Source organism: Ruegeria sp. BA12 (assembly GCF_056539625.1).
In genome coordinates this window covers 15,160-39,993 of sequence record NZ_JBQFVF010000007.1, presented here as the reverse complement: position 1 = coordinate 39,993, position 24,834 = coordinate 15,160, and the positions used below count along the sequence as shown (strand labels likewise).

Below are 24,834 nucleotides of genomic sequence, written 5' to 3'. Positions count from 1 at the left end.
GTTTATTCCAACAAAACCCAACCTGAATAGGGTTTGAGCGTCAATAGATCTGCCTGCCAGAAATGGCCTTGTGAGGGCTGATCGTACTTGCGGTCTATCGAACAGTCCGAGAGTGCGCACCACAGCAATGTGCCGACCGCCCCGTGTGTCACGATTGCAATATCTCCGGCGCCATGCATCTGGACAATCTCGGTGACTGTCCGATGAATACGATTCTGCGCCTCGACAGCTGTTTCCCAACCGCGATAGCTAACTTCCGGCTGAGCAAAGAAAGCATCAGCAGCTGCCTCGAATTCGTCCCGAGGCAAATAACCGGTGCCGCTGCGGTCGTTCTCACCAAGACCCAAGTGGTAATTTACAGGTAGCGTTCGAGATGCAGCAAGAATCTCGCCTGTTTCGCGGGCCTTTCGCTCGCCACTGGTCCAAATTTGTGTGACTTTCGATAAGACTTCATTGGATGCAAATTCGGCAGCGCGTTTGCGGCCCGTCGCACTCAAGCACCACTCTGTTATCGGAATGACCGGATCGATAGAGACCTCGGGGTGTGTGATGATCGTGAGATTCGGCATTTAGTCAGGCAAAAGCACGGGCCCTTTGTCAGCAAAACCCATCATGATTTCAGTGCCGGGTTCTAGCGGTACATCGACATCATCTTGAACGGCAAAAACCTGACCGAATGCACCTTTCAATGTGTATTCCATCCGAACGCCAACATAGGTCGCCTTGGCCACTGAGGCTGGAATACCTTGATCTGAACCGATCACCAAACGTGAGGGTCGCACGGCGATGGTTGCCGGTCCTTCGGACAGACCGCGGCGTGGCAGCGTGTGGCGGTAGCCTTCGACTTCGATGGTTGCCATATCGCCATCAATACTTACGATTTGGCAGCTCAGAAGGTTTGCCTCACCTATGAAATCGGCGACAAACCGGTCATTCGGCGCATCGTAAAGCTGGCGCGGAGTGCCTATTTGAGCGATCGCTGCGTTACGCATAACAACTATCTCATCCGAGACTGCCAGTGCCTCTTCCTGATCATGGGTAACGTAAACAACTGTTAAGCCAAGGTCTTGCTGAATTGCCCGAATATCTTCACGAACTTGACGGCGAAGCTTGGCGTCGAGGTTGGATAGCGGCTCGTCGAACAACAGCACTTGCGGCTCAAGAACCAGTGCGCGCGCCACGGCGACACGCTGCTGCTGGCCGCCCGATAACTCTGAGGGAAGGCGGTTGTCGAACCCCTGAAGGCCAACCAGCTCCAAACCATACAAGGCGCGACTGCGGGCCTCGTCCTTCGCAAAGCCCGAGAATGTGAGGCCATACTTCACATTCTCCAATACGCTCATATGAGGGAACAACGCGTATGACTGAAACACCATAGATACATCACGGTCGGTGGCTGGCAGTTTGGTCACGTCCCGATCACCGATCAGGATCTTGCCCGAACTTGCCATCTCCAACCCTGCAATCATGCGCAGTGTCGTTGTTTTTCCGCAGCCTGACGGGCCAAGCAGCGTAACGAGTTTTCCTGCGTCTACGTGAAGGTTGATGTTATCGACGGCGACCACATCCTTGCCGAACACTTTCGACACGTTCTCAAACCGTACCGGGGCGGCCTTGGAACCGATTTTGGTGTCGGTCATGGCGATGTCTCCGTTCCGTGCTGGGTGCGTCGACCAATCTGAACCCGGCCAACGAGAAGTTGCAATAAGCCGACCGTCGCGAGCATCACGAAGATCAGCGTCGTCGAATAGGCGATAGCAAGGCCATAGTCGTTATTCTCGACCCGACCGATGATATAGCTGGTTGCCATGTCATACTCTGCGCTGACCAGAAAGATGACGGCTGAGATTGCCGTCATGGCACGAACAAAACTGTAGACAAGAGCAGCAAGTATCGCAGGGCGCAACAGCGGCAGGATGACATTCCGGAACGTCTGCCACGAGTTTGCGCCAAGGGTCAGCGAGGATTCATCAAGGCTGCGGTCAAGCTGTGACATGCTCGCAATGCCAGCGCGAACACCAACTGGCATATTGCGGAAGATGAAGCTGACAACGAGGATGACACCTGTGCCGGTGATTTCGATTGGCGGAACGTTGAAGGCAAGGATGTAGCTAACGCCAATTACCGTGCCGGGGATGGCGAAGGACAACATTGTTCCAAACTCAAAGGCGTTCTTGCCTGCAAAGCTTTGCCTGGTCAGCAGATAGGCAGTTACTAGCCCAACAGCGGCAGTCAATGGCGCTGCTATGGCCGCGATGGTTATTGTGGTCCAGAAACTGTCCCAAGCGGCTCCGGTCCAGCGTATACCCTCTTCTTCGAAGCGGACTGAGAATGCAGTGATGTAGTGCTTGATCGTCAGCGAATTATCGACTCCCCACAGCTCAACCACACTGCCGTAGATGATCATTGCATAGACAATAATTGTGAATAGTGCCCAGCCCAGGGCGATGAGCAGTACAGGCACCGAAAGGCCGGTTGGCATTAGAGGATGCACCCCCGCATCACCCTTGCCGGTGACGGTAGTGTAGCTCTTCTTTCCCAGCCAGACACGCTGCGCGTAAAAGGCGGAAAGGGTAAAGAACAGCAGCACCATTGCCAGAACCGCAGCACGGCCTTGATCGTATTGAGCGCCGACAATTGCGAAGAAAATCTCAGTCGACAGCACGTCGAAATTTCCACCCAATACAAGCGGGTTCCCAAAGTCGGCCATGCTTTCGATGAAGCCCAGAAGAAATGCATTTGCAAGACCGGGCCGCATCAGGGGCAAGGAAACCGTCTTGAACGTCTGCCATCTGCTGGCCCGGAGGGTCTGGGCCGCTTCCTCCATCGAAGGTGAAACACCTTCCACCACGCCTATTAGTACGAGAAATGCAATGGGAGTGAACGCGAGTGTCTGCGCGATCAGAATGCCTGGCATTCCATAAAGCCAGCGTGTCGGTTGTGTGCCAAATAGCTCGGCAAAGAACCGGGTTACAGAACCGGACAAGCCAAAAAGTAGGATAAGCGCCAAGCCGATCACGAATGGCGGGGTGATTATTGGAAGAACAGTCAATGCTCGCAGCGCCCGCTTATAGCGAAAGCCTGAGCGCGTCACGACCAACGCGAAGCACAGACCCAGACCCGTGGTGATGACGCCTACAAGGATGGCTAGGAACAGTGAATTCCACGCAGCACCGCATCGCGCACCTTGTAAACACCCCAATCCCCACAACCGGTCGTCGAAGAACTTCGAGAAGAAAACCGCAATGGAATAAGCGCCGTCTTCGGTGATGAAAGCAGCAAAAAGCATCTTGGCGATGGGGAAAAAGACAAAAGCGGTAACGATGGTAATCACACCGCCAATAGCGCTTACGACGAAGACATCACCATTAATAGCACCCCTCGCCGCGATACCTTGAGTGAGCAGGAACAGAAAGCTTGATGCGCAGATCATCGCGCCATAGCCCATTCCGAACTGACGGTCGCCAAGCTCACCAAACAACGCATCCAACCAATCGAAGTTGAAGCCTCTGATACCGATGCTGAACCCCTGAGCGATCAGCCAGCTGAACCCCAGCGCGCCGGACAGTATCAGCATACGGGCGTAAAGCGGATCAGATTTGGTACGCTTCAACACCAAAAGCGGCAGGGCGAGGGCGATAAGGAGCGGAGCGAGCCACAGCTTCTCACCTTGTCCAATCAAAAACGCAGCGGGGGCATAATCCTCATCGAACGGGTAGCCGTCCACGAGCCACCCGAACGACCACAGGCCGCCGTCGACCATGTACCAGGGCAGCAGGCAGAATCCGACCCACCCGGCGATGATCCAGAAGATAAGGACCGGATGGGTCGTTTTTGATGTAGTGTCAGCCATTTACTGCGGCAGAACCGAAACCTCTTCATCCCATTTCTGCAACAGACGCTTCCGTTCGTCTGAGGAGCCATATTTTTTGAAGTCATAGTCGATCAGCTTGATCTGACTCATGTCAGGCGCGCTATCCGAAGTTTCCGCGCCCTTGTTCGATGGCACCTGAAACGCGTTAACTTGAAGAGCAAGGTTCTGAGCTTCGGGCGACAGGGCCCAGTCATAGAACTTCTTCGCTTCTTCTTCGTTACGAGCCCCGTCTATAATCGACATTGAGCCAATTTCGTAACCGGTGCCTTCGCATGGCGCGACGACTTTGATCGGGAACCCCGAAACGGCCTGCTTTACGGCGTCATGCATGAAGACGATACCAATCGTGTTCTCGCCACGACCGGCGGCCTTGATCGGCGCCGAGCCGGACTTGGTGTACTGGTTGATATTCGAGTGCAGGCCCTTCATGAACTCAAAGCCTTCATCCTCGCCGAAGATCTGCACCATTGAGGCCAGCGTCGTATAGGCCGTACCCGACGAGTTCGGGTTCGCCATCTGAACGTGTCCTTTGTATTCGGGCTTCAAAAGATCCTTCCAGCAGGCAGGTTCGGGCAGGTTGTTTGCAGCGACAAGGTCGGCATTGTAGCCATACCCAAGCGCGCCTGAATAGATGCCGATCGTCTTGTTGCCAGCACTTTCAGCCTGAGATATCGCCCAATCATGAAGCTGGTCGCGCATTGGGGACATGTATTCCATCGTCAGGCCTTCTTCAGCGGCCTGCAGATGCGGGTCGCCCGTACCACCCCACCAAACGTCACCTTTCGGGTTCGAGCTTTCGGCACGGATTTGCGCAAATGTCTCGCCCGAGGACTTTCGGGTCATGTTAACGTCGATGCCAGTTGCATCTTCGAAGCTACGTGCCATCAGTTGACACCAATCCTCTTGAGCTGAGCAATAGAAAGTCAGCTTATCGGCATGCGCTGCGGACAATGACGCGGTCAAGGCAATCAGTGATCCCACGGCAGTGGATGTCAATTTCTTCATTATTTTTCCTCCCTTAGGGTTTAATTCGTCCGGGTTTCCCGGATCTATTTTGCCCTTCCTCATGCAGCCTTACGAAATTTTTCTTAGAGTGTTGAGGCTTCCTAATTATCTGTCAAAACCTTTGGAAAATGCGTCCGGATACTTTTACAACCACCAACTTCACCAAGAGAAAACCGACGATGCGCCCGGCCTTTCTTTTTGAAATTGATCAGCCTGCGTATATTGCTCTGTCCCTTGAAATCTTTGATGTCATGTGAATTTTCACAACGGAATGAGGATTATGCAACAAAAAATATTGCAAAATGCCCGAAACCCCACAAAATTAAATTCTGAAAATATTCGAGTCGTTGAATGTCCAAAACCAAAACGCGCGGCAAGAAATCTGAAAAGAGTCCGGGTCGGGTAAAAAAATCCGACAGACGCCAGCAAATCCTGCTGGAATTGAAACTGCGCCCGCACGTTCGCATCAACGAGTTGGCACAGCGTTTCAACGTTTCGAATGAGACCGTGCGCCGGGATTTCGAAGCCCTGTCCAATGAAGGCCTGATCGCGCGTGCGCACGGTGGGGCATCAGCCCCAGTGCAAGGGCATTACCCAAGTCTGGAAGAACGGACCAGCGCGCAGATCGAGGAGCGCGAGCGTATAGGCATCAGCGCGGCGGGGCTTGTTCAGGACGGCGAAACAATCATGGTCGATTCCGGCTCGACGACTGTCGAGATGGCACGCGCGCTGGCATTTCTCGATATCCATTGCACGGTGATCACGAATTCAATCCCCGTAGCGATGACCCTTGGCCATGGTACTGCCCAGGTCTTGCTGTGCCCCGGAGAATACCTGGCAGCTGAATCTGCAACGATCGGAACCGAGACACTGGAATTCCTTTCTCGTTTCAACGTTGACAGGTGCATGATCGGTTCTTCGGGTTTCTCAGTAGAAGGCCCGTCAGAGACGGTAAGGGGCTTTGCGGCGATCAAGAGGATGATGCTGACGCGTGCTGCGAAACGCCACCTTCTTATCGATTCCGGGAAATTTGGCCGCAAGGGTCTGGCTCAGGTAGGCGATCTTGCCGAGTTGGATTCCATAGTCACCGACACAAAACCAACCGGGGAACTGCTCAATGTAATAGATGGTGCCGAGGTCGATATTCTCGTCGCCGGTTAAGAACGAAAAGGAATGACTAACAGCGGCTGATAAATGCTGCACATAACTGGGAGGAAAACATGAAGATTGACATCAAATTATTGGTTGGGGCTTCCGCAATTGCGCTATTGTCGCTGTCGGGGACAGCCTCGGCGCAGGATTGTCCACGCGGTGACCTAGACGAGCGTTTTTGTGACGCCGATGGGGATTTGATCGCGGATATTCCAACAGATGCCTCCGAGCAAATTGATCCAGACACCTTGATTTTTGCATATACACCAGTCGAAGACCCGGCCGTTTACAAAACCGCATGGTCAGACTTTCTTGAGCATTTGAAGGCGGAAACCGGCAAGGACGTCGTCTTTTTTCCGGTTCAGAACAACGCAGCTCAGATCGAAGCGATGCGTTCGGGGCGTCTGCATATTGCGGGCTTCAACACCGGTTCCAACCCACTGGCTGTAAACTGCGCCGGGTTCCGGCCATTCACGATCATGGCTTCGAAAGACGGTAATTTTGGCTATGAGATGGAGATTATTACCTTTCCTGGTTCGGGCATCGAAAAGGTTGAGGACATCAAAGGCAAGCAACTGGCCTTTACGTCCCCCACATCCAACTCAGGTTTCAAAGCGCCATCAGCAATTTTGAAGAGCGACTTTGATCTTCTGCCGGAACGCGATTTCGAACCTGTCTATTCGGGCAAGCATGACAACTCGATCTTGGGCGTGGCCAACAAGGATTACCTGGCGGCTTCGATTGCAAATTCGGTAAAATCACGGATGATCTTGCGTGATGTCATCAACGAAGACGACGTTGTTACGATTTATAAATCGCAGACTTTCCCGACCACAGGATTTGGCACCGTTTACAACCTGAAGCCCGAGCTGCAGGAGAAAATCCGCAATGCTTTCTTCAATTTTGACTGGGAGGGCACGACACTTGAAGCTGAATTCTCGAAGTCGAACGAAGGCCAGTTTCTTGAAATGACCTATCAGGAATTCTGGGATGTCATTCGTAAAATTGACGCAGCAAATGGCGTCTCCTACGCCTGCCAGTGACCCTTGGCCAATACTGCGGGCCCGAAAGGGCCCGTTATTCAACCTAATCTGGGGCATTTTATGCTGCGTCTTCAAAAGCTGACGAAAACATACAAGACCGGAGATCAGGCGCTAAAGGCCATCGATCTTGAGGTGCCCAAAGGACAGGTGCTTGCGTTGATCGGACCCTCGGGTGCAGGCAAGTCGACCATGATCCGCTGTATTAACCGCTTGGTCGAACCCACAAGCGGCGGCGTCCTTCTGGATGATGTGGACCTGACAAAACTCGGCTCGGGCGCTTTGCGGAAAGCGCGCCGCGAAATGGGTATGATCTTTCAGGAATATGCCCTGGTCGAACGCCTCACGGTGATGGAAAATGTTTTGTCCGGCAGGCTGGGATATGTGGGATTCTGGCGCAGTTTCCTACGGCGATATCCGCAGTCGGACGTTGACGAGGCTTTCCGCCTGCTTGATCGGGTGGGGTTGTTACACATGGCTGACAAACGCGCCGACGAGTTGTCAGGGGGGCAACGCCAAAGGGTTGGCATCTGCCGCGCCTTAATTCAAAACCCAAAATTGCTGCTGGTCGACGAGCCAACAGCATCGCTCGACCCGAAAACCAGCCGTCAGATCATGCGACTTATAACCGAGCTGTGTCAGGAGCGCGGATTGGCGGCGATTATCAATATCCATGACGTGGCACTTGCCCAGATGTTCGTTCCTCGCGTCGTGGGCCTCCGCTTTGGCGAAATCGTCTATGATGGTCTTCCAACAGGCCTTACCCCCGAAAAGCTGACCGAGATTTATGGGGAGGAAGACTGGGAAGCGACCATCGAAAAAGTGGACGAAGATGAAGATGTCGAGGCTGCAGAATGAGCCATCGAGAGTTAGACGACATGCTGGGAAAAGGCTGGCGTAAACCGGCCTTTGTAAAACACCCTTTGCTCCGCTGGGTATTGATCCTGGGCTTTTTCGCCTACCTGATCGCGGCCTTCATGACCATCGATGTTGATTGGGGCCGTGTCTATGAAGGGCTGGATCGGGGGTGGGCATTTGTACTTGCGTTTACCAGCCCGGACTTCGTTTCGCGGTGGTCAGACATTTGGAGCGGTCTTCTGGAGAGTATCATTATGACCGTGGCTGCGTCGGTCGTGGGTATCTTGATCTCGATCCCAATAGGGTTGGGCGCGGCACGAAATATCGCCCCTTTACCAGTCTACATGATTTGCCGGGGCATTGTTGCCATCAGTCGAGCCTTGCAAGAAATCATCGTGGCCATTTTGCTGGTGGCTATCTTCGGTTTTGGTCCGCTGGCCGGATTTCTGACCCTTTCCTTTGCGACCATCGGGTTTCTCTCAAAACTTCTGGCCGAAGACATCGAAGCGATGGACAAGGTTCAGGCCGAGGCGATCAAGGCTTCTGGAGCGCGTTGGCCGCAATGGATCAACTATGGCGTTCAGCCACAGGTTATGCCGCGACTTGTGGGCCTTTCCATGTACAGGATCGACATCAATTTCCGAGAAAGTGCAATTCTTGGTCTGGTCGGTGCCGGCGGGATTGGCGCGACGTTGAACACTGCGTTCGATCGATATGAGTACGACACAGCGGCGGCCATTCTCATCCTGATCATCGGGATCGTCATGGCACTTGAATACCTTTCGGGAATTATCCGCGCGAGGGTTCAGTAGTGCCTGTTCTTGAACAAAACGATACGCAGATCTGGCGCAGACGGACGACGGGTCAAAGTCTTGTTCGCTGGTTTGGCTGGCTTTTGGGTGTGGCTGTCTTTGTTTATTGCTGGCAGTTCATCTCGGAATCGACGACCTGGTTTTTCGTTTGGGATGCCCCCCGCATTGCCAACGATATCTGGACCCGCGCAACGCCTCCCAAATGGGACTACATCACACAGCTGGGCCGCCCGATTTGGGATACGCTGAACATCGCCACCCTAGGTACAATCATCGCCTTGTGCATGGCAGTGCCGGTTGCCTTCTTGGCCGCGCGCAACACCACACCGTCGACATTGTTCATTCGACCCATAGCGTTGTTGATCATTGTCTCGACCCGCTCTATCAACTCGCTGATCTGGGCGCTTCTATTGATCGCAATTATTGGCCCAGGCGTCTTTGCAGGTGTTATTGCAATTGCCATCCGTTCAATCGGGTTCTGCGCAAAGCTTCTGTATGAAGCCATAGAGGAAATAGATCACACTCAGGTCGAAGCGATCACGGCGACCGGTGCGTCGCGCTGGCAGGTCATGGCTTACGGGATTGTTCCACAGATCCTGCCCGCTTTTGCAGGCATTGCCGTTTTTCGTTGGGACATAAATATCCGCGAGTCCACGGTTCTGGGTCTGGTTGGCGCCGGAGGTATTGGATTGCAATTGTCAGCTTCGCTCAACGTTCTGGCTTGGCCACAGGTCAGCCTGATCCTGATTGTGATTCTCGTCGCGGTTTTGATCAGCGAATGGGTCTCGGCAAAAGTTCGAGGGGCGATCATTTGACCGGGTTCTCTGCGCAAGAGGCTTTTGATGCCTATGAAGCTGTACGACATCGCCTTCCGGAAGCCAGACCTACTGAAGTGACATATCGTCAGGTTGAAACGCTTGATGACATAGCTCATGAGTTCGATGTATTCCTCCTCGACGCCTTCGGGGTTCTTAATATAGGCGACACGGCAATCCCGGATACACCGGATCGGGTCAGGTCACTGAAAGCCGCCGGCAAACGTGTTTTGGTCGTTTCAAATGCTGCTGGGTTTCCTCACACAACTCTGTTGGAAAAATATTCTAGGCTTGGTTATGACTTCGCGCCCCGAGACGTGATCACCAGCCGGGCCACGTTGCTATCAGAAATAAGCGGTCAAAGTGGGTTGCATTGGGGCTTGATGGCGACCCCCAGCGCCGGTCTTCGCGATTTGGAAGGGCTGAAACTATCCTACCTCGAGGATGACCCGAAGCCCTACGAAACCGTTGACGGGTTTCTAATGATAGGATCAGCGGTTTGGACTGAATCGCGTCAAGCTATGCTAGAGACTGCCTTGCTTGAACGGCGTCGCCCGGTAATGGTCGGCAACCCTGATATCGTCGCGCCCCGCGAGTACGGGTTTTCAAAAGAGCCCGGTCTTTTCGCGCACAGGCTGGCAGACCGGACAGGTGTTGTTCCTCAGTTCTTTGGAAAGCCTTTCGCCAACATCTATGACCTTGCTTTCCAACGTCTCGGGCACATCGACAGGTCCCGGGTTCTGATGGTTGGCGACAGCCTGCACACCGACATTCTGGGCGCATCCAGCGCTGGCATAGATTCGGCACTCATTTCCGGATATGGATTCTTCGCAGGGCATGATGTTGAAGCAGCGATCAAGAAGGCGGGGATAGTGCCAAACTTTGTAGTAGGCCGGCCTTGAGTTTAGAGCATTCGTTTTCGATAAGTATCCCGTTCAAATCGAATGTCCTGCAAGCCCGCATTTCGAACATGCTGACCATGGAAATACTGCGCTGTGCACCAACGGCAGCTTTGCCCCCTCGCGGCAAAGCGACCCCCGGTCTAAAGTCTGGATTGGGCTGGATGCGACGTGTCGGGCTCAGCCGTTGAACCAAATCGGAGCATCGCCTTCAGACCAAGTTGTGTACTTTCGCATCACCAGCAAAAATACTTCACTGTCCAGGAATTGATCTAGCCACGCCACTAAATTCGGCCACTCCTGTGCGTCAAACCACGCCCGGTCTATGTGCGCAAACTGGCGAACAAATGGTAGAAGCGCCAAATCGGCGAGAGTGGGGCGATCTCCAAAAAGCCAGGACCTCCCGACTAACCGCTCGTCGAGGTTGAGCAAGTAGCTCGCCGCTTTCCTGCGCTCCTTTTGGACGTCTAAATCCGGATACCGCACGACGTATTTTGTGTGATCTAATGCATCCTTGAATGGACCATCATTTGCCGCGATTAGGCCCCAACCTTCTTGAGGCATATCCAAAAGTCGCTGCGGATCATTTTGTTGAAGCGCCCAAATCATGATTTCCAGGCTTTCATCTATTACTTTGTCTGGAAGTCGAAGCGCGGGCACTGTCCCGGACGGGGATGTTTGTAAGAAAGCCTCTGGTTTGTCCTGCAAAAGAATCTCGCGCAGCTCGACTGTGACTCGTGAACTCGCCAATGCGAGACGGGCCCTTATGGCGTATGGGCAGCGACGGAACGACCATAAGATAGGGTATTGAGCCATACGAAGATATATCTCCAATCTACCAGCGTGGTTGAACCTCCCGTCGTTTCCCAACTGTTACTTCTGCTTGAACGCTGTCTGATACTATCGGATGGGCCATTGCTTCACAAACATCGGCCTCAGTAGCCGTCTGGTTTGGAGATTCGGAACGAGAATATGCGGAATTGAGTACAAGTGACTTGTCTTGTGAAGTTGCAACGCGAAAGTCCCCGAGATCTTAGAAATTGGCCCTGGGCCGGTCGCGGTGGTTATGGATTGATCGAAGAATTAGTCTGTCATAGCTTGCAGCATATGCCCAAGTTTCTCCATCTTGTCGTCTTAGAGCGCCACAGCGCTCATCGCCGAAAACGTTTTGCCGGATAGCTGGTCTTCCATTTGTGACCTAGCCAGTAAAACAATTTTGGAGACCTCAGATGACTGAATTCACTGAAATCCCGGTGCTTGATCTTGCACCGCTGATCAATGGAGAGGATACGTCCAACCTCGCCTTGGAATTCGCCGAAGCCTATGGAAAAACCGGATTTGGCTATGTTGTTAATCACGGCGTTGATCCTGACTTGCGCGCTGCCGTGTTTGCCGCCTCGACGGAATTTCATGCACTGCCGGAGATCGAAAAACAGGCAATTGCATTAAATAAATGTCATCGTGGCTACATCGCGATCAACACCTCCACGGACGTGAACTCTGACCTGGCCAAGGTGACTAAACCCAATCAGTCCGCATCGTTCATGATGATGCGCGAGGATGCCGAGGTCGACCCTGCCGTCTATCTGTCCGGACCAAATCAATGGCCCGCCCTGGAAGGTTTCCGAGAGGCCTGCGAGGCTTATGCCGACGCGATGACAAAACTGGGTTACAAACTCATGGGTCTTGCCCTTGACGCTGTTGGCGCCGCGGATCGTTCGATCCTCAGTGCATTCCAGACGCCAACGATTTGGCTGCGCCTACTCCACTATCCACCACAACCGCCACAGGCTTTGGGTGATCTTTACGGATCTGCACCCCACAAGGACTTTGGATGTCTTACATTGCTTGCACAGGACAATGTTGGTGGTTTGCAAGTCCAGACGCCTGAGGGTCATTGGGTGGATGCACCGCCTATCGACAATGCCTTCGTGGTCAATGTAGGCGATATGCTGCACAGACTCTCTAACGGAAAGTTGTTGTCCACCCCGCACCGGGTTATCAATGCGACCGGACAACAGCGCTATTCCGTACCGTTCTTCTTCGACCCACATGTCTCCGCTGAAATCGCGCCGCTCCCTGGGACAGGGACTGCGAGATTCGATCCCCTGAAGTTTGGACAGTTTTTGAGAGGAGAACTGGAAGCAAGCTACGACGCACATCAGGTTGGCCATTCGGATACCTAAAAGCACGCTGCGTTGGCAGTGACATTTCACTGACCGATATGAAACGAACGTCCGCATTGCAGTTGGTGCGACGCAGCTATGCGGCTTCAGATCAAAACCCTCAATGGGTCGTTTCGGTACATGTGAGTAACGTCTGCCGTCCGGATGCTGCGTTCGGTCCGATGTCCGTATTGAGCCCATACTCACCGATGCTGCGCTTTGAACAAATGACCGCTCCGTAGTCACCAGTGAAATCTGGACCCGCAAATGCAACCAATGTCTTGACTATGATTTCGGCCGTCCGGCTCAATCCAAAAACATCAAAATTCTGACCAATTATGCATATCTCAGATTCGCAAATGGAATACTCTATGCCAACACTGGAGGAACCACATGACAGATTCTGATACGATTTCTCTTGGCTATGATCACGATCCATCGCGTTCCAGTTCACTGCGAGCGGAGGCCTACACGGAAGAAAAGTGGTTTGACGCTGATCTCAAGGTCATCATATCCAAGACTTGGCAGTGGGTCTGTCATGTGGAAAAAACCCGCGAGCCAGGGTCCTACGTTACAATCGAGATTGCAGGGAAGCCTATTGCCGTTGTGCGCGACAAGGAGGGCACGTTGCGCGCTTTCTACAACGTCTGCAAGCACCGCGCCCACGAACTGCTTTCTGGCGAAGGAAACACAACTCGGATCATGTGCCCTTACCATGCTTGGGTTTACAAGTTGGACGGGCAGTTGGCCCGCGCGCCCCACACCGAGAACCTAGAAGATTTTCGCACCGATGAGATTAGCCTCGACGCGGTGCAAGTCGAAGAGTTTTGCGGATTTGTATTCGTCAATCTGGACCCAAAGGCACCCTCTTTGGCGCAGCAGTCAGGCAATCTGGAAACTGAAGTGCGCCACTGGGCACCGGACGTGGATCAACTGACCTTCGGGCACCGATTGACCTATGACATCAAATCAAACTGGAAGAACGTCGTTGATAACTTTCTTGAGTGTTATCACTGCCCGACGGCGCATAAGGATTTCTGTGATCTTGTTGACATGGATACTTACAAGGTCACAACCTATGGCATTTATTCCAGTCACATGGCCGATGCGGGAAACAGCCCCAATGCCGCATATGACGTGTCGAACGCTACGGTCAAAACCCATGCGGTTTGGTGGCTTTATCCGACAACTTGTCTGATGCGGTATCCGGGTCGGTCCAGCATGATCGTGCTCAACGTCATCCCTGTCGGGCCGGACCGGACGTTGGAGACCTATGACTTTTTCCTCGAAACGCCTGAGCCCGACGCGATGGAGCTGGATGCCATTCGCTATTTGGATGAGGTGCTGCAGGTTGAAGACATCAGTCTTGTCGAATCCGTGCAGCGCGGTATGAGCACACCTGCTTTCACCCAAGGCAGGATCGTCAATGACCCGGATGGGTCGGGCAAATCCGAGCATGCGGTGCATCACTTTCATGGGCTGGTTCTGGATGCCTACGCCAGGGGTGCAACGTGACGCGGCCAAATATCCTTGTGATCATGGCGGATCAGTTGGCCCCGCATTTCACGGGGGCCTACGGACATAAGGTTGCCAAGACCCCGCATCTTGATGCGCTAGCGGCGCGCGGGATGCGCTTTGATGCGGCCTATTGTAATTCGCCGCTTTGCGCGCCGTCGCGGTTCGCCTTTATGTCGGGCCAACACATCTCCCGTATCGCGGCCTATGACAATGCATCAGAATTCAAGGCGTCTGTTCCTACCTTCGCGCATTACCTAAAGTCGCTGGGCTATCGCACGTGCCTGTCAGGTAAGATGCACTTTGTCGGCCCTGATCAGATGCACGGGTTCGAAGACCGCGTGACGACCGATATTTACCCGTCGGACTTTGCATGGACGCCCGACTGGGAAGCCCCCGATGAGCGGATCGATAAGTGGTATCATAACATGCAGACCGTCAAGGAAAGCGGTCTGGCGCATGCGACGTTCCAGATTGATTACGATGATGAGGTTGGCTTTGCCGCCAAACGGTGGCTTTTCGATGCGGCACGTGACAAAGCGCTAGGGCATGATGCGCCCTTTGCGATGGTTGCCAGCTTCATTCATCCGCATGATCCATATGTCGCCCGCCCCGAATGGTGGAACCTCTATTCAGACGACGACATCGACATGCCGGCCTTTACGCCTGCTTTGGATGATCAGGACCCGTTCTCGCGCCGCCTGATGGATGGGATCGAAGCGTCCTATGTGCCGCTGACAGAGGAAGAGGTGCGCCGCGCGCGCCGCGCATATCTGGCGAATGTCAGCTACTTTGACAGCAAGATCGGCGAACAGGTTCAAACGCTCGAAGAGATTGGAGAACTGGACAATACAATCGTGATCGTCACGGCAGATCACGGCGACATGCTGGGCGAACGTGGGCTGTGGTACAAGATGAATTTCTTTGAACATTCGGCCCGCGTGCCGTTGGTCATGGCGGGACCTGGCGTGGCGGTTGGGACAGCGCGAAACGCTGTGTCGCTCGTGGATATGTTGCCGACGTTTATTGAGATCGCTGGCGGTAGTGAAAGCATGATCGGCGAACCTATAGATGGCCGAAGCCTTATGCCCTTGGCGCGGGGCGAGGACGACCCCGTTGATGAAGCAATCGGCGAGTATTGCGCTGAAATGACGGGCTTTCCCGTCATCATGATCCGGCGTGGTTCATTGAAATACATCCACTGCGATAGCGATCCACCACAGCTGTATGATCTGAGCGTTGATCCGTTGGAGACAAGAAATCTGGCCTCCGACCTCAGTTACAATGAGGCCGCTCAAGCCTTTGCTGATGAAGTAGCCGCGCGGTGGGATGGCAAGGCATTGCGTACAAAGATCATTGCAACCCAAAAATCCCGCCGCGCGCTGCATGCCGCGATGGAAGCAGGCGCAAGTGTGCCTTGGGACTACAACCCACCATCCGACGCGAGCAAGCAATATGTGCGTAACGATATGGATTGGACCATTGCGGCCAAGCGTTACCGTTATCCCCCATTGAAGGACCAATACCAATGATGCTGAATGGAAAAATTGCCCTCGTTACAGGGGCAAGGGGTGGAATCGGACGTGCGATTGTGGCGCGTTTCGTCAAAGAAGGTGCGACAGTTTACGCCGCAGACCTGACGCTCGAAGGGTCACTGGACAGGCATGACGATGACGGCAGCCACTTTGTAAAGCTCGACGTAACACAGGAGGCGGACGCAATCGCCGCGATGGATCAGGTCCGCAACGCTCATGGCAAGCTTGACGTCTTGGTGAACGCGGCAGGGATCGAGATTGAAAAGACGGTCGAAGACACCACGCTGGAGGAATGGAACCAAAGCTTTGCGGTGAATTCCACGGGTACTTTTCTAACCTCAAAATACGCCATTCCATTGATGCGCGAAGCCGCGAAATCTGGCAACAGCGCTAGCTTGATCAACTTTGGGTCTTACGATGGGTTCATCGCTGACCCCGGCCTTGCCGCTTATTGTGCAACCAAGGGGGCGGTGCATGCGCTAACCCGGGCAATGGCCTGCGACCATGGCCCTGAGGGTATCCGCGTCAATGCGATCTGCCCCGGCTATATTGATACTCCGATGCTGCAGAGTTTCTTCAACGGTGACGGATCTGGCGGCGGGGGGGGCAACATCGAAACACTTCAAAAAGCTGTCCGAGACGTGCACCCGATGCGTACCTACGGAACGCCAACGGACATTGCCAATCTGGTCAATTGGCTGGCCAGCGACGAGGCGCGCTATGCCTCTGGTCAGCTTTGGGTTTTGGACGGGGGGCTGTCTGCGCAAGTGCAACAGATGAAATTGTAATGCCCAAGTCAGTCATCATCACCTGTGCGCCAACGGGCGGCATTCACACGCCGTCAATGTCGCCCCACCTGCCGATCACACCTGCCGAAATTGCAACAGCAAGCATTGAAGCGGCAGAGGCTGGCGCGTCTATCATCCATCTGCACGCGCGACATCCCGAGACCGGCAAGCCAGATCCCAGACCTGAATTGTTTCAGCAATTTCTGCCTGTGATCAAACAATCCACTGACGCGGTGGTGAATGTCTCAACCGGCGGCGGATTGGGCATGTCGATGGACGAACGTCTGTTGGCCGCGACTTCGACGAGCCCGGAAATGGCCTCGCTCAATATGGGCAGCATGAACTTTGGCATCTTCCCGATGCTTCAGAAATACACGGAATTTCAGCACGATTGGGAACGTCCATTCCTTGAGATGACGGAAGACTTCATTTTTCCCAACACGTTCAAGACCATTCGATATGCGATTGAGAAACTGGGGGGTGATCATGGCACCAAGTTTGAGTTTGAATGCTATGATCTGGGCCATCTCTACAACGTCAAATGGTTCGTGGATCAAGGGCTTATCAAACCGCCGTTCTTCATCCAGATGGTCTTTGGCATTTTAGGAGGCGTTGGCGCTGACCCCGATCATCTGACCCATATGCACAATACGGCGGACAAACTTTTTGGCGCTGAAAACTATGAATGGTCTGTACTGGCAGCAGGGCGGCACCAAATGCCTTTCGCTACACAAAGCGCAATGCGCGGTGGCAACCTGCGTGTCGGGCTCGAAGACAGTCTCTTTATCGGCAAGGGAGAGCTTGCCACATCGAATGCCGAGCAAGTGAGCCGCATTCGCACAATCATCGAAAATTTGGGCCTTTCAGTTGCGACACCGGCAGAAGCACGCGAACGCCTCGCACTAAAAGGCGGCGATCGGGTTGGGTTTTAGAGAGGATTACATGCAGACAAAGATGTTAATCAATGGCGAAATGGTTGAAGGGGGCGGAGCGCCGATCTTTGTCGTGAACCCAGCCACGGGCGAAGAGATTTGCAAGATCAATTCCGCGACGTCCGAACAGGCAAGCGCTGCGGCCGCAGGGGCCCACGAAGCCTTTGAGACATTTGGCCAGACCAGCCCTGCAGAACGTTCTGAGCTTTTGACCAATATCGCAACTGTCTTGGAAGAGCATGTCGAGGAACTGGCAGAGCTGGAAAGCTTGGATGCCGGTAAGCCCTGGCCCTCGGCTTTAGATGACGAAATGCCGTTGACGCTGGACACATTCAAGTTCTTTGCCGGTGCGGCGCGCACGATGTCTGCCGTTGCTGCGGGCGAATATGTGGCCGGTCATACCAGCATGATCCGCAAAGATCCGGTTGGCCCCGTAGCCGCGATTGCGCCATGGAACTATCCGCTGATGATGGCGGCCTGGAAACTGGCAGCGCCATTGGCAGCTGGCTGCCCGGTCACGCTGAAGCCCTCGCAGCTGACGCCGCTTTCCACGCTGAAAGCCGCCGAGCTGATCGCAGGTGTTGCGCCCAAAGGGGTGGTAAACGTGCTGCACGGCCCCGGTCGTGAGATTGGCGAGCAGATGATCAACGATCCACGGACCGAGGCGATCTCGATCACGGGTTCCAACGCGACGGGTTCTGCCGCGATGGCTGCAGCCTCTCGTCAAATCCGCCATGTGCATCTGGAACTGGGCGGGAAAGCCCCGGTCATTGTTTTTGACGATGCTGATATCGATGCGGTTGCCGAAACTGTGCGCTATGGTTCGTTCTTCAACGCCGGTCAGGATTGTGCACAGCCCTGCCGTTTGCTTGTCGCTGATGAGGTTTATGACAAGGTCGTTGCCGCCGTTGTTGATCAGGTCAGCCAGATCAAAGTTGGGGCTCAAAAGGCCGAAGGCACCGAAATGGGGCCGATCATCTCGGCCGCGCAACGCAACGCTGTAGCGGGGTTTGTCGACCGAGCGCGCGATAACTGCGACGTTGTATTGGGAGGCAACATGATCGACGGACCAGGTTTCTTTTATGAACCCACCGTGCTGATCAATGTGGCGCATGATGCCGAGGTATTCTGCAACGAGATCTTCGGTCCTGTCGTGACCATCTCGCGGTTTGGCGACGAAGAAGAGGCGCTCAAGGTGGCAAATGCAGGCCCGTTTGGTTTGGCCTCATCCGTCTGGACCAACAATACCGGTCGCGCGATGCGGATGTCTTCGAAGTTGCGCTATGGCTTTACGTGGGTGAACACGCATGGTGTTGCCACGCCTGAAATGCCTTGGGCCGCGATGAAGAGCTCTGGCACTGGTTGTGATATGTCGGTCTACGCCTTGGACGCTTATACCGCCGTGCGCCATGTGATGGTCGCGCACTGATGCGGTTGGCTGGCAAACTCGCTTTCGTTACAGGCGGCAGGCGGGGCATTGGGCGCGCTATCGTAGAGGCCTTCATGGCCGAGGGTGCGGACGTTATCACCTGTGGTCGGGGACCAAAGCCGGATGGTTTGAGTACTGATTGGATATCTTTGGATGTGTCAGATGCCGCCGCCGTTGGCGAAGCTGCGCAAAAGCTGGGTGTATTGGACGTCATCGTAAACAACGCTGGCGTCCAGGTTGAAAAGACTGTTGTGGACAGCACTGATGCCGATTGGGATTTGGTTATGGGAGCGAATGCAAAGGGCGTTTTCAATGTCTGCCGGGCACTCATTCCGCAAATGCAGGAGGGTGGCTCCATTATCAACATCGGGTCGATCTCGGGCAATGTCGCGGACCCGTCGATGGCACTCTATAATGCGTCAAAGTCTTTTGTGCACGGGCTCACCAGGTCCATCGCGGTGGATCACGGACCGGCAATTCGCTGCAATGCGATCTGTCCGGGCTGGATTGAAACCGGCATGCTAGATGCAGGGTTTGACCTTGCCCAAGACCCTCAGAAAGCGAAGACCGACGCATTGGCACGGCACGCGGTCAAACGCTTTGGCAAACCTGCTGACATAGCAGCAATGGCTTTGTGGTTGGCCTCTGACGATGCATCGTTTGCAACGGGCCAATTGTTTACTGTTGACGGTGGCATGACAGCGGCCTCTCCTCTCAATCCGGGGTTGTTCTGATGTCTCAGATTGAAAGAACCGCCATTCTTGGAGCCGGTGTGATCGGGGCAAGCTGGGCCGCATTGTTCCTCGCCTCGGGCCGGAATGTAACTGTCTTTGATCCTGACGAAAACGCTGAGAACGCCGTGCGATCCTACGTTGAAAACGCATGGCCTGCGCTGGAAGACCTAGGCCTAACTGAGCGAGCGACACCTGACGCCATCACCTTTGTGGCGACCGCTGCCGAGGCCGTCACAGAGGCGCAATTCGTTCAGGAAAACGCGCCTGAGCGGTTGCCCATCAAACATGCAATCTATGCGGAGATTGAGCCCGCGCTGGCTGCTGACGCAATTGTCTCCAGCTCGACATCGGGTCTGACGCTCGAAGCGCTCCAAGAAGGGTGGCGCGATCCCGCGCCGCTTATTCTTGGCCACCCCTTCAACCCGCCGCATCTGATCCCGCTGGTGGAACTGACAGCGAATAAGGCCACCGGATCAGACATTCTGGACCGCACAGAAGCGTTCTACAATGACATCGGGAAAGTCACGATCCGCATCAAGAAAGGCATGCCGGGGCATGTAGCCAACCGGTTGCAGGCCGCAGTTTGGCGAGAGGCCGTTCATATGGCCGTTGAAGGTGTTGCCAGCGTCAAAGACATAGACAAGGCGATGTGGGCCGGACCGGGATTGCGTTGGGCCGCAATGGGGCCAACCACTCTTTTTCACTTGGGCGCGGGCGCAGGCGGTTTGCAGGCTTTTTGTGACCACTTCAAAGACACGTTCAACAGCTGGTGGGACGATCTTGGTGATCCACGCTTAGACGATGATGTGATCAGAAAACTGGTCGATGAAATGACAGCGCATGCACACGGGCAAAGCACCGAGGAACTCTCAGCGCGGCGTGATGAGATGCTCACAGCTATGCAGAAGGCTACGAGACACCTTCGGACCTAATGTCAGGCTTGAACATTGGCCAGGCGCGAAACTCGAACGGCACACGACCTTCAATGCGATCAGCAGTGGGCGTCAGGCCGAACCGGTTGCGGTAAGCGCGGCTGAAATGCACTTGACCGTTGAACCCCGACGCCTCTGCAATCTCGCTGAATTTCAGCTCGGTTTGCGTGACGAGGCCACGCGCTCGATCAAGGCGGATATCTCGGTAGTATTCGACGGGTGACTTTTGGACATACTGCCGGAACAATCGGCCTAGTTGCCGCTGCGAAACGCCTAGCTGTTGAGATATAGCGGGAATTGACAACGTGGTCTCCAAATGCGCTTCCATAAGGTCGATCGCATCCCGGACAACGCCAGATGTGACATACCCAAGCGGCTCCACATCCTTGGGGTTTTGTGACTGACCTTCCCCACGCACATCATGGTGAAACAGATACCGCGCTGAGGCGTTTGCGATGCTTTCGCCAGCGACGGAATGGACAAATCTCAAACCAAGGTCGGTTGCCGCTGATCCTCCACAACATGTGAAGATCTTGCCATCTGTTACAAACATGTTCTCAGATACCGTCGTGTCCGGTGCAATTTCGGCGAAGGCATCGATGTGCTCATAATGGACCGTCGCAGTTTTGCCCTTTAGCAATCCAGCCTGCGCGAGCACAATTGCACCCGTATCCAACCCACCAACTATTGCACCGCCTGCATCCCATTTTTGAAGAGCCGCCTTGAACTGGCGTGTCCCGTGGCGTTCAGGCGTCCAGCTTGTACTTACGAGAACGAGCCAAGGCTTGCCCCTGACCACGTTTGCCAAAGGAGCAGTATCAACCACCAGGCCGCTGCTGGATTCGATGTGACCACCAACCTCCGAAACATAGGTCCAGGAAAACCGCACCAATCCTGACAGGTAATTCGCAGTTCTAAAAGGATCGATGAAAGATGTCGTTGCCGAAACGTTGAAATGCGGGCTCACCAAAACTACGATGCCTAACGTTTGATCAATTGATTTCGCCATGGCTGATTTTGTAAAGTATGGTCCAAAAATATCAAATCGATTTCTTTTCTTTCATTTGTTTGGTGTCTTTTGGAGCTCCAAAACCAACAGCTTGCCGGGGACAGAAAGCAGTCCTGCGGTAGTTTAGAAGCACCACAAGCAGACCTTGGCGCAAATTTGACGAAGGCCCGCTTCGTCCGCAAACTGTAAATTCACCCATCTTTTGATTGCGCACTTGCAGCGAATGTCCGTAATGTCGAGCCGCACTGCAGAATGCTGAACGACCGACTAAAGTCCGGTAAGGGCCGGAAGTGATCAGGGCAGGGCACTTAGTCGCTCAACATTGTTCAGCACAAAACCTTACGCTGTGAAGCTTTCGGTCTGCGAGTTGTGTCCGCTCTCGGAAGTTCCCAATGCGCGTCGCAGTCGACGATCGTATTGCTGCAGTCTGAGACAAGCTTGATAAGTCCAAGTCAGCGAAATCCACCAAAATGCATGAAAATCTTAAGTCGTTGAATTATGGGGAAGACAAGTCTCATTAATTACGTACTCCGACAATTCTCCCTCAAAAGAGGCAATATTTCTATAATACGTCTTATGTTAAATAACAGCGTTTAACTTACCGTCGATGTGCGGAGTATCTGTCGAATAGGTCGGCCCGCACATCAGATAGCGACCGTATTTCTGGTGACGTGCTGCACCGAACGGAAGGTCCCGGCCGTTCGAGAAAATCTGAAACAAATGAATTTTGGTGCTTGTTTAAGCCGTGAACCTCAAGCTAAACCACCTGTACGCAGGGGAGTCCCACCAAGGGGACTGAGAGGCTGACGGGGCAATGCCCGGCGACGCGACCCTTTGAACCTGACCCAGTTGATACTGGCGTAGGAAGCTAGGGCGCGCAGGCCACAATACCGGGCAAGCGCACTCCGAACAGGGGCTGTCTGCCTTCTCGTTTCCCCAAGCCAAAACTCATCTGGTGTCTTTTTAAGTTGAACTGCTTGAGGAGCACCAACATGAACGTCCCTAACCCCAAAATCACCGCCGGTGAACTGCCCGCATCGCGCAAGATCTATGTAAACGGCACAGTGCACCCGGATGTGCGCGTGCCAATGCGTGAAATTTCGGTCCACCCCACGGCGGGGGAGCCACCCTTGCCCGTGTATGACAGTTCAGGGCCGTATACCGATCCGCAGGTGATGACGGACATTCGGCAAGGTCTGGCGCCGCTGCGTCGCAAGTGGATTGAGGCTCGAGCAGATGTCGAAGAATATGATGGACGTGAGATCAAACCGGAAGACAACGGTTTTGTCGAAGGTGATCGGCTAACGCCCGAGTTCCCTGTGCGCCCGCGCCCTCTGCGCGCCAAGGATGGAAAGGCTGTGACGCAACTGGCCTATGCTCGCGCCGGCATCGTCACCCCGGAAATGGAATTCATCGCCATCCGTGAAAACCAACTGCGCGAGGCTGTCGTTGAACAGCGCGACGGCAATGATTGGGGTGCAAACATCCCTGATTATGTGACCCCGGAATTCGTGCGGGACGAGGTCGCCGCTGGTCGCGCCATTATCCCTGCGAATATCAACCACCCTGAAAGCGAACCGATGATCATCGGGCGTAATTTCCTGGTCAAGATCAACGCCAATATGGGTACCTCGGCTGTGACCTCTTCGATGGAAGAAGAGGTCGATAAAATGGTCTGGTCGATCCGTTGGGGTGCTGATACCGTCATGGACCTGTCGACCGGCCGCAACATCCACAACACCCGTGAATGGATCATCCGCAACAGCCCGGTGCCGATTGGCACCGTGCCGTTGTATCAAGCGCTGGAAAAGGTCAACGGCATTGCCGAGGACCTGACATGGGAAGTGTTCCGTGACACGCTGATCGAACAGGCCGAACAAGGCGTCGACTATTTCACCATCCATGCAGGCGTGCGCCTGCATATGGTACCGATGACGGTAAAACGGGTTACCGGTATTGTGTCGCGCGGTGGGTCGATCATGGCCAAGTGGTGCTTGCATCACCACAAGGAAAGCTTCCTCTATGAGCATTTCGACGAAATCTGCGACATCTGCCGGGCCTATGATGTGTCGTTCAGCCTAGGCGATGGTCTGCGCCCCGGCTCTATCGCCGACGCCAATGATGAGGCACAATTTGCCGAGCTTGAGACGCTGGGTGAGCTGACCAAAATCGCGTGGGCCAAGGATTGTCAGGTGATGATCGAAGGCCCCGGACACGTAGCCATGCACAAGATCAAAGAAAACATGGACAAGCAATTGGAGTGTTGCCACGAGGCGCCCTTTTACACGCTTGGCCCCCTGACCACCGATATCGCGCCGGGCTATGACCACATCACCAGCGGTATTGGTGCTGCGATGATTGGCTGGTTTGGTTGTGCGATGCTCTGCTATGTCACGCCGAAGGAACATCTGGGGCTGCCGGACCGGGATGATGTGAAAACTGGGGTTATCACCTATAAGATAGCGGCTCATGCCGCTGATCTGGCAAAGGGTCTGCCGGGCGCACAACGTCGTGACGATGCGCTGTCCCGCGCCAGGTTCGAGTTCCGCTGGGAAGATCAGTTCAACCTGTCGCTGGACCCGGAAACGGCGCGGGAATTCCACGACCAAACCTTGCCCAAACAAGCGCACAAGGTGGCGCATTTCTGTTCCATGTGCGGGCCGAAATTCTGCTCGATGCGGATCAGCCACGACATTCGAACTGAAGCGCAGAAAGAGGGGATGGAGGCCATGGCCGCCAAATTCCGTGAAGGCGGCGACCTTTACATGCCCGTGAAAAACTAAACACCGCGGCGGAGCCGATCCTTTCGGCTCCGCACGCTCTTGCATTGAAGGGAAACTACTCTCAGGGCAATAGATCGGATACTTTGCTGAACCCAGTCAAATCGAAGCCAAATGAAATTGGCTCTCCGACCCTGTTTTTAGCGTCGATCTGCAATTGATTACCTGCCCGCATCGCAGACATCCATTCCTGGGAAACTGGCGAACGGGCAAAACAACCTTGTGCCTCGCATGTCAGGAACTCCAGACGGGCGACCTCGGCATCATCCACCTTTGCAACCAGCCCTTCCGAGAACAAAAGACCGAATGGCAGGGTCAGCACGGTCTCAGTCTCGTCCTTACCTGCAGCCTTTATAAATGCGATGGACGTAAGCCTTTGGTTGTTTTCGGTCAAAACGATGCTTTGGGTCATTTCGCAGATCAACTCGGACCCAACGGCCCGATTGCTGCAATTGACCGACCATGGCGGCGCTGCGCCTTCCTGCGCAGCAAGGGGAGTTGCCAATCCCAATGTGACCCCCAAAGCGCTTATCCAAGTTTTCATCCTGCTGTCCCTCATC

The 24,834-nt window shown here is 54.3% G+C and carries 22 protein-coding genes and 1 riboswitch; of the genes, 15 read left to right on the top strand and 7 right to left on the bottom strand.

The window, feature by feature from the left end; translation table 11 throughout:
- Positions 1-2 precede the first annotated feature (2 nt).
- Genes ACR0B0_RS14085 through ACR0B0_RS14070 form a run of 4 tightly spaced genes read right to left on the bottom strand, consistent with a single transcriptional unit; the run spans position 3 to position 4,879 of the window.
- Positions 3-569, bottom strand: coding sequence for a histidine phosphatase family protein (locus tag ACR0B0_RS14085; RefSeq protein WP_480648293.1), 567 nt, complete (start codon positions 567-569; stop codon positions 3-5).
- Entirely contained in the window at positions 570-1,640 is a 1,071-nt protein-coding gene (locus ACR0B0_RS14080; RefSeq protein ID WP_480648292.1) for an ABC transporter ATP-binding protein, read from the bottom strand. It abuts the gene before it with no gap.
- Positions 1,637-3,853, bottom strand: a complete 2,217-nt coding sequence (locus ACR0B0_RS14075; protein WP_480648290.1) for an ABC transporter permease — start codon at positions 3,851-3,853, stop codon at positions 1,637-1,639. The genes ACR0B0_RS14080 and ACR0B0_RS14075 overlap by 4 nt, the downstream gene beginning before the upstream one ends.
- A complete protein-coding gene (locus ACR0B0_RS14070) occupies positions 3,854-4,879 on the bottom strand; it encodes an ABC transporter substrate-binding protein (protein ID WP_170352083.1) in 1,026 nt (341 codons plus the stop codon). It abuts the gene before it with no gap.
- Positions 4,880-5,230: 351 nt separating this feature from the next.
- On the opposite strand from ACR0B0_RS14070, the gene ACR0B0_RS14065 reads away from it, so the two are divergent.
- The 6 genes from ACR0B0_RS14065 to ACR0B0_RS14040 are packed head-to-tail and all read left to right on the top strand — an operon-like array spanning position 5,231 to position 10,458.
- Positions 5,231-6,040, top strand: a complete 810-nt coding sequence (locus ACR0B0_RS14065) for a DeoR/GlpR family DNA-binding transcription regulator (protein ID WP_480648289.1) — start codon at positions 5,231-5,233, stop codon at positions 6,038-6,040.
- 59 nt (positions 6,041-6,099) lie between these two features.
- Positions 6,100-7,074 carry a phosphate/phosphite/phosphonate ABC transporter substrate-binding protein gene (phnD, locus tag ACR0B0_RS14060; protein WP_170352081.1) on the top strand — a complete coding sequence of 325 codons (975 nt, stop codon included), beginning with the start codon at positions 6,100-6,102 and terminating at the stop codon, positions 7,072-7,074.
- 60 nt (positions 7,075-7,134) lie between these two features.
- On the top strand, positions 7,135-7,929 hold the full coding sequence (phnC, locus tag ACR0B0_RS14055; RefSeq protein WP_170352080.1) for a phosphonate ABC transporter ATP-binding protein: 795 nt from the start codon (positions 7,135-7,137) through the stop codon (positions 7,927-7,929).
- Positions 7,926-8,741, top strand: coding sequence for a phosphonate ABC transporter, permease protein PhnE (gene phnE, locus ACR0B0_RS14050; RefSeq protein ID WP_170352079.1), 816 nt, complete (start codon positions 7,926-7,928; stop codon positions 8,739-8,741). The genes phnC and phnE (ACR0B0_RS14050) overlap by 4 nt, the downstream gene beginning before the upstream one ends.
- Complete coding sequence (gene phnE, locus ACR0B0_RS14045) at positions 8,741-9,556, top strand: phosphonate ABC transporter, permease protein PhnE (RefSeq protein ID WP_170352078.1); 816 nt, start codon at positions 8,741-8,743, stop codon at positions 9,554-9,556. The genes phnE (ACR0B0_RS14050) and phnE (ACR0B0_RS14045) overlap by 1 nt, the downstream gene beginning before the upstream one ends.
- On the top strand, positions 9,553-10,458 hold the full coding sequence (locus ACR0B0_RS14040; protein ID WP_480648287.1) for an HAD-IIA family hydrolase: 906 nt from the start codon (positions 9,553-9,555) through the stop codon (positions 10,456-10,458). The genes phnE (ACR0B0_RS14045) and ACR0B0_RS14040 overlap by 4 nt, the downstream gene beginning before the upstream one ends.
- A gap of 177 nt (positions 10,459-10,635) precedes the next feature.
- Here ACR0B0_RS14040 and ACR0B0_RS14035 read toward each other — a convergent pair whose 3' ends face one another.
- Entirely contained in the window at positions 10,636-11,271 is a 636-nt protein-coding gene (locus ACR0B0_RS14035; protein ID WP_480648285.1) for a glutathione S-transferase, read from the bottom strand.
- A gap of 413 nt (positions 11,272-11,684) precedes the next feature.
- Here ACR0B0_RS14035 and ACR0B0_RS14030 point away from each other — a divergent pair, with 413 nt between their 5' ends.
- From ACR0B0_RS14030 to ACR0B0_RS13995, 8 genes are all read left to right on the top strand, one after another.
- Complete coding sequence (locus tag ACR0B0_RS14030; protein WP_170352075.1) at positions 11,685-12,641, top strand: isopenicillin N synthase family dioxygenase; 957 nt, start codon at positions 11,685-11,687, stop codon at positions 12,639-12,641.
- A 372-nt stretch (positions 12,642-13,013) separates the two neighbouring features.
- On the top strand, positions 13,014-14,135 hold the full coding sequence (locus ACR0B0_RS14025) for an aromatic ring-hydroxylating oxygenase subunit alpha (RefSeq protein WP_480648283.1): 1,122 nt from the start codon (positions 13,014-13,016) through the stop codon (positions 14,133-14,135).
- Positions 14,132-15,667 carry a choline-sulfatase gene (gene betC / locus ACR0B0_RS14020; RefSeq protein ID WP_170393428.1) on the top strand — a complete coding sequence of 512 codons (1,536 nt, stop codon included), beginning with the start codon at positions 14,132-14,134 and terminating at the stop codon, positions 15,665-15,667. Before ACR0B0_RS14025 ends, betC begins: the two co-directional genes overlap by 4 nt.
- Positions 15,664-16,458 carry an SDR family NAD(P)-dependent oxidoreductase gene (locus ACR0B0_RS14015; protein WP_170352072.1) on the top strand — a complete coding sequence of 265 codons (795 nt, stop codon included), beginning with the start codon at positions 15,664-15,666 and terminating at the stop codon, positions 16,456-16,458. The genes betC and ACR0B0_RS14015 overlap by 4 nt, the downstream gene beginning before the upstream one ends.
- Positions 16,458-17,390, top strand: coding sequence for a 3,5-dioxohexanoate:acetyl-CoA acetone transferase (gene kce / locus ACR0B0_RS14010; RefSeq protein WP_170393431.1), 933 nt, complete (start codon positions 16,458-16,460; stop codon positions 17,388-17,390). Before ACR0B0_RS14015 ends, kce begins: the two co-directional genes overlap by 1 nt.
- Before the next feature lie 10 nt (positions 17,391-17,400).
- Complete coding sequence (locus ACR0B0_RS14005; RefSeq protein ID WP_480648281.1) at positions 17,401-18,819, top strand: aminobutyraldehyde dehydrogenase; 1,419 nt, start codon at positions 17,401-17,403, stop codon at positions 18,817-18,819.
- Positions 18,819-19,553, top strand: a complete 735-nt coding sequence (locus ACR0B0_RS14000; RefSeq protein WP_480648279.1) for an SDR family NAD(P)-dependent oxidoreductase — start codon at positions 18,819-18,821, stop codon at positions 19,551-19,553. Before ACR0B0_RS14005 ends, ACR0B0_RS14000 begins: the two co-directional genes overlap by 1 nt.
- On the top strand, positions 19,553-20,485 hold the full coding sequence (locus tag ACR0B0_RS13995; RefSeq protein WP_480648277.1) for a 3-hydroxyacyl-CoA dehydrogenase NAD-binding domain-containing protein: 933 nt from the start codon (positions 19,553-19,555) through the stop codon (positions 20,483-20,485). Before ACR0B0_RS14000 ends, ACR0B0_RS13995 begins: the two co-directional genes overlap by 1 nt.
- Here the strand turns inward: ACR0B0_RS13995 and ACR0B0_RS13990 are convergent.
- Positions 20,463-21,311, bottom strand: coding sequence for a GlxA family transcriptional regulator (locus tag ACR0B0_RS13990; protein ID WP_226688868.1), 849 nt, complete (start codon positions 21,309-21,311; stop codon positions 20,463-20,465). The two genes, ACR0B0_RS13995 and ACR0B0_RS13990, sit on opposite strands and share 23 nt — an antisense overlap.
- A gap of 947 nt (positions 21,312-22,258) precedes the next feature.
- Positions 22,259-22,378: riboswitch (TPP riboswitch) on the top strand.
- A gap of 108 nt (positions 22,379-22,486) precedes the next feature.
- On the opposite strand from ACR0B0_RS13990, the gene thiC reads away from it, so the two are divergent.
- On the top strand, positions 22,487-24,277 hold the full coding sequence (gene thiC, locus ACR0B0_RS13985; protein WP_480648276.1) for a phosphomethylpyrimidine synthase ThiC: 1,791 nt from the start codon (positions 22,487-22,489) through the stop codon (positions 24,275-24,277).
- A 61-nt stretch (positions 24,278-24,338) separates the two neighbouring features.
- On the opposite strand, the gene ACR0B0_RS13980 is transcribed toward thiC, so the two are convergent.
- Positions 24,339-24,818: an invasion associated locus B family protein gene (locus ACR0B0_RS13980; RefSeq protein ID WP_170352065.1), complete on the bottom strand. Its 480-nt coding sequence runs from the start codon at positions 24,816-24,818 to the stop codon at positions 24,339-24,341.
- Positions 24,819-24,834: the final 16 nt, after the last annotated feature.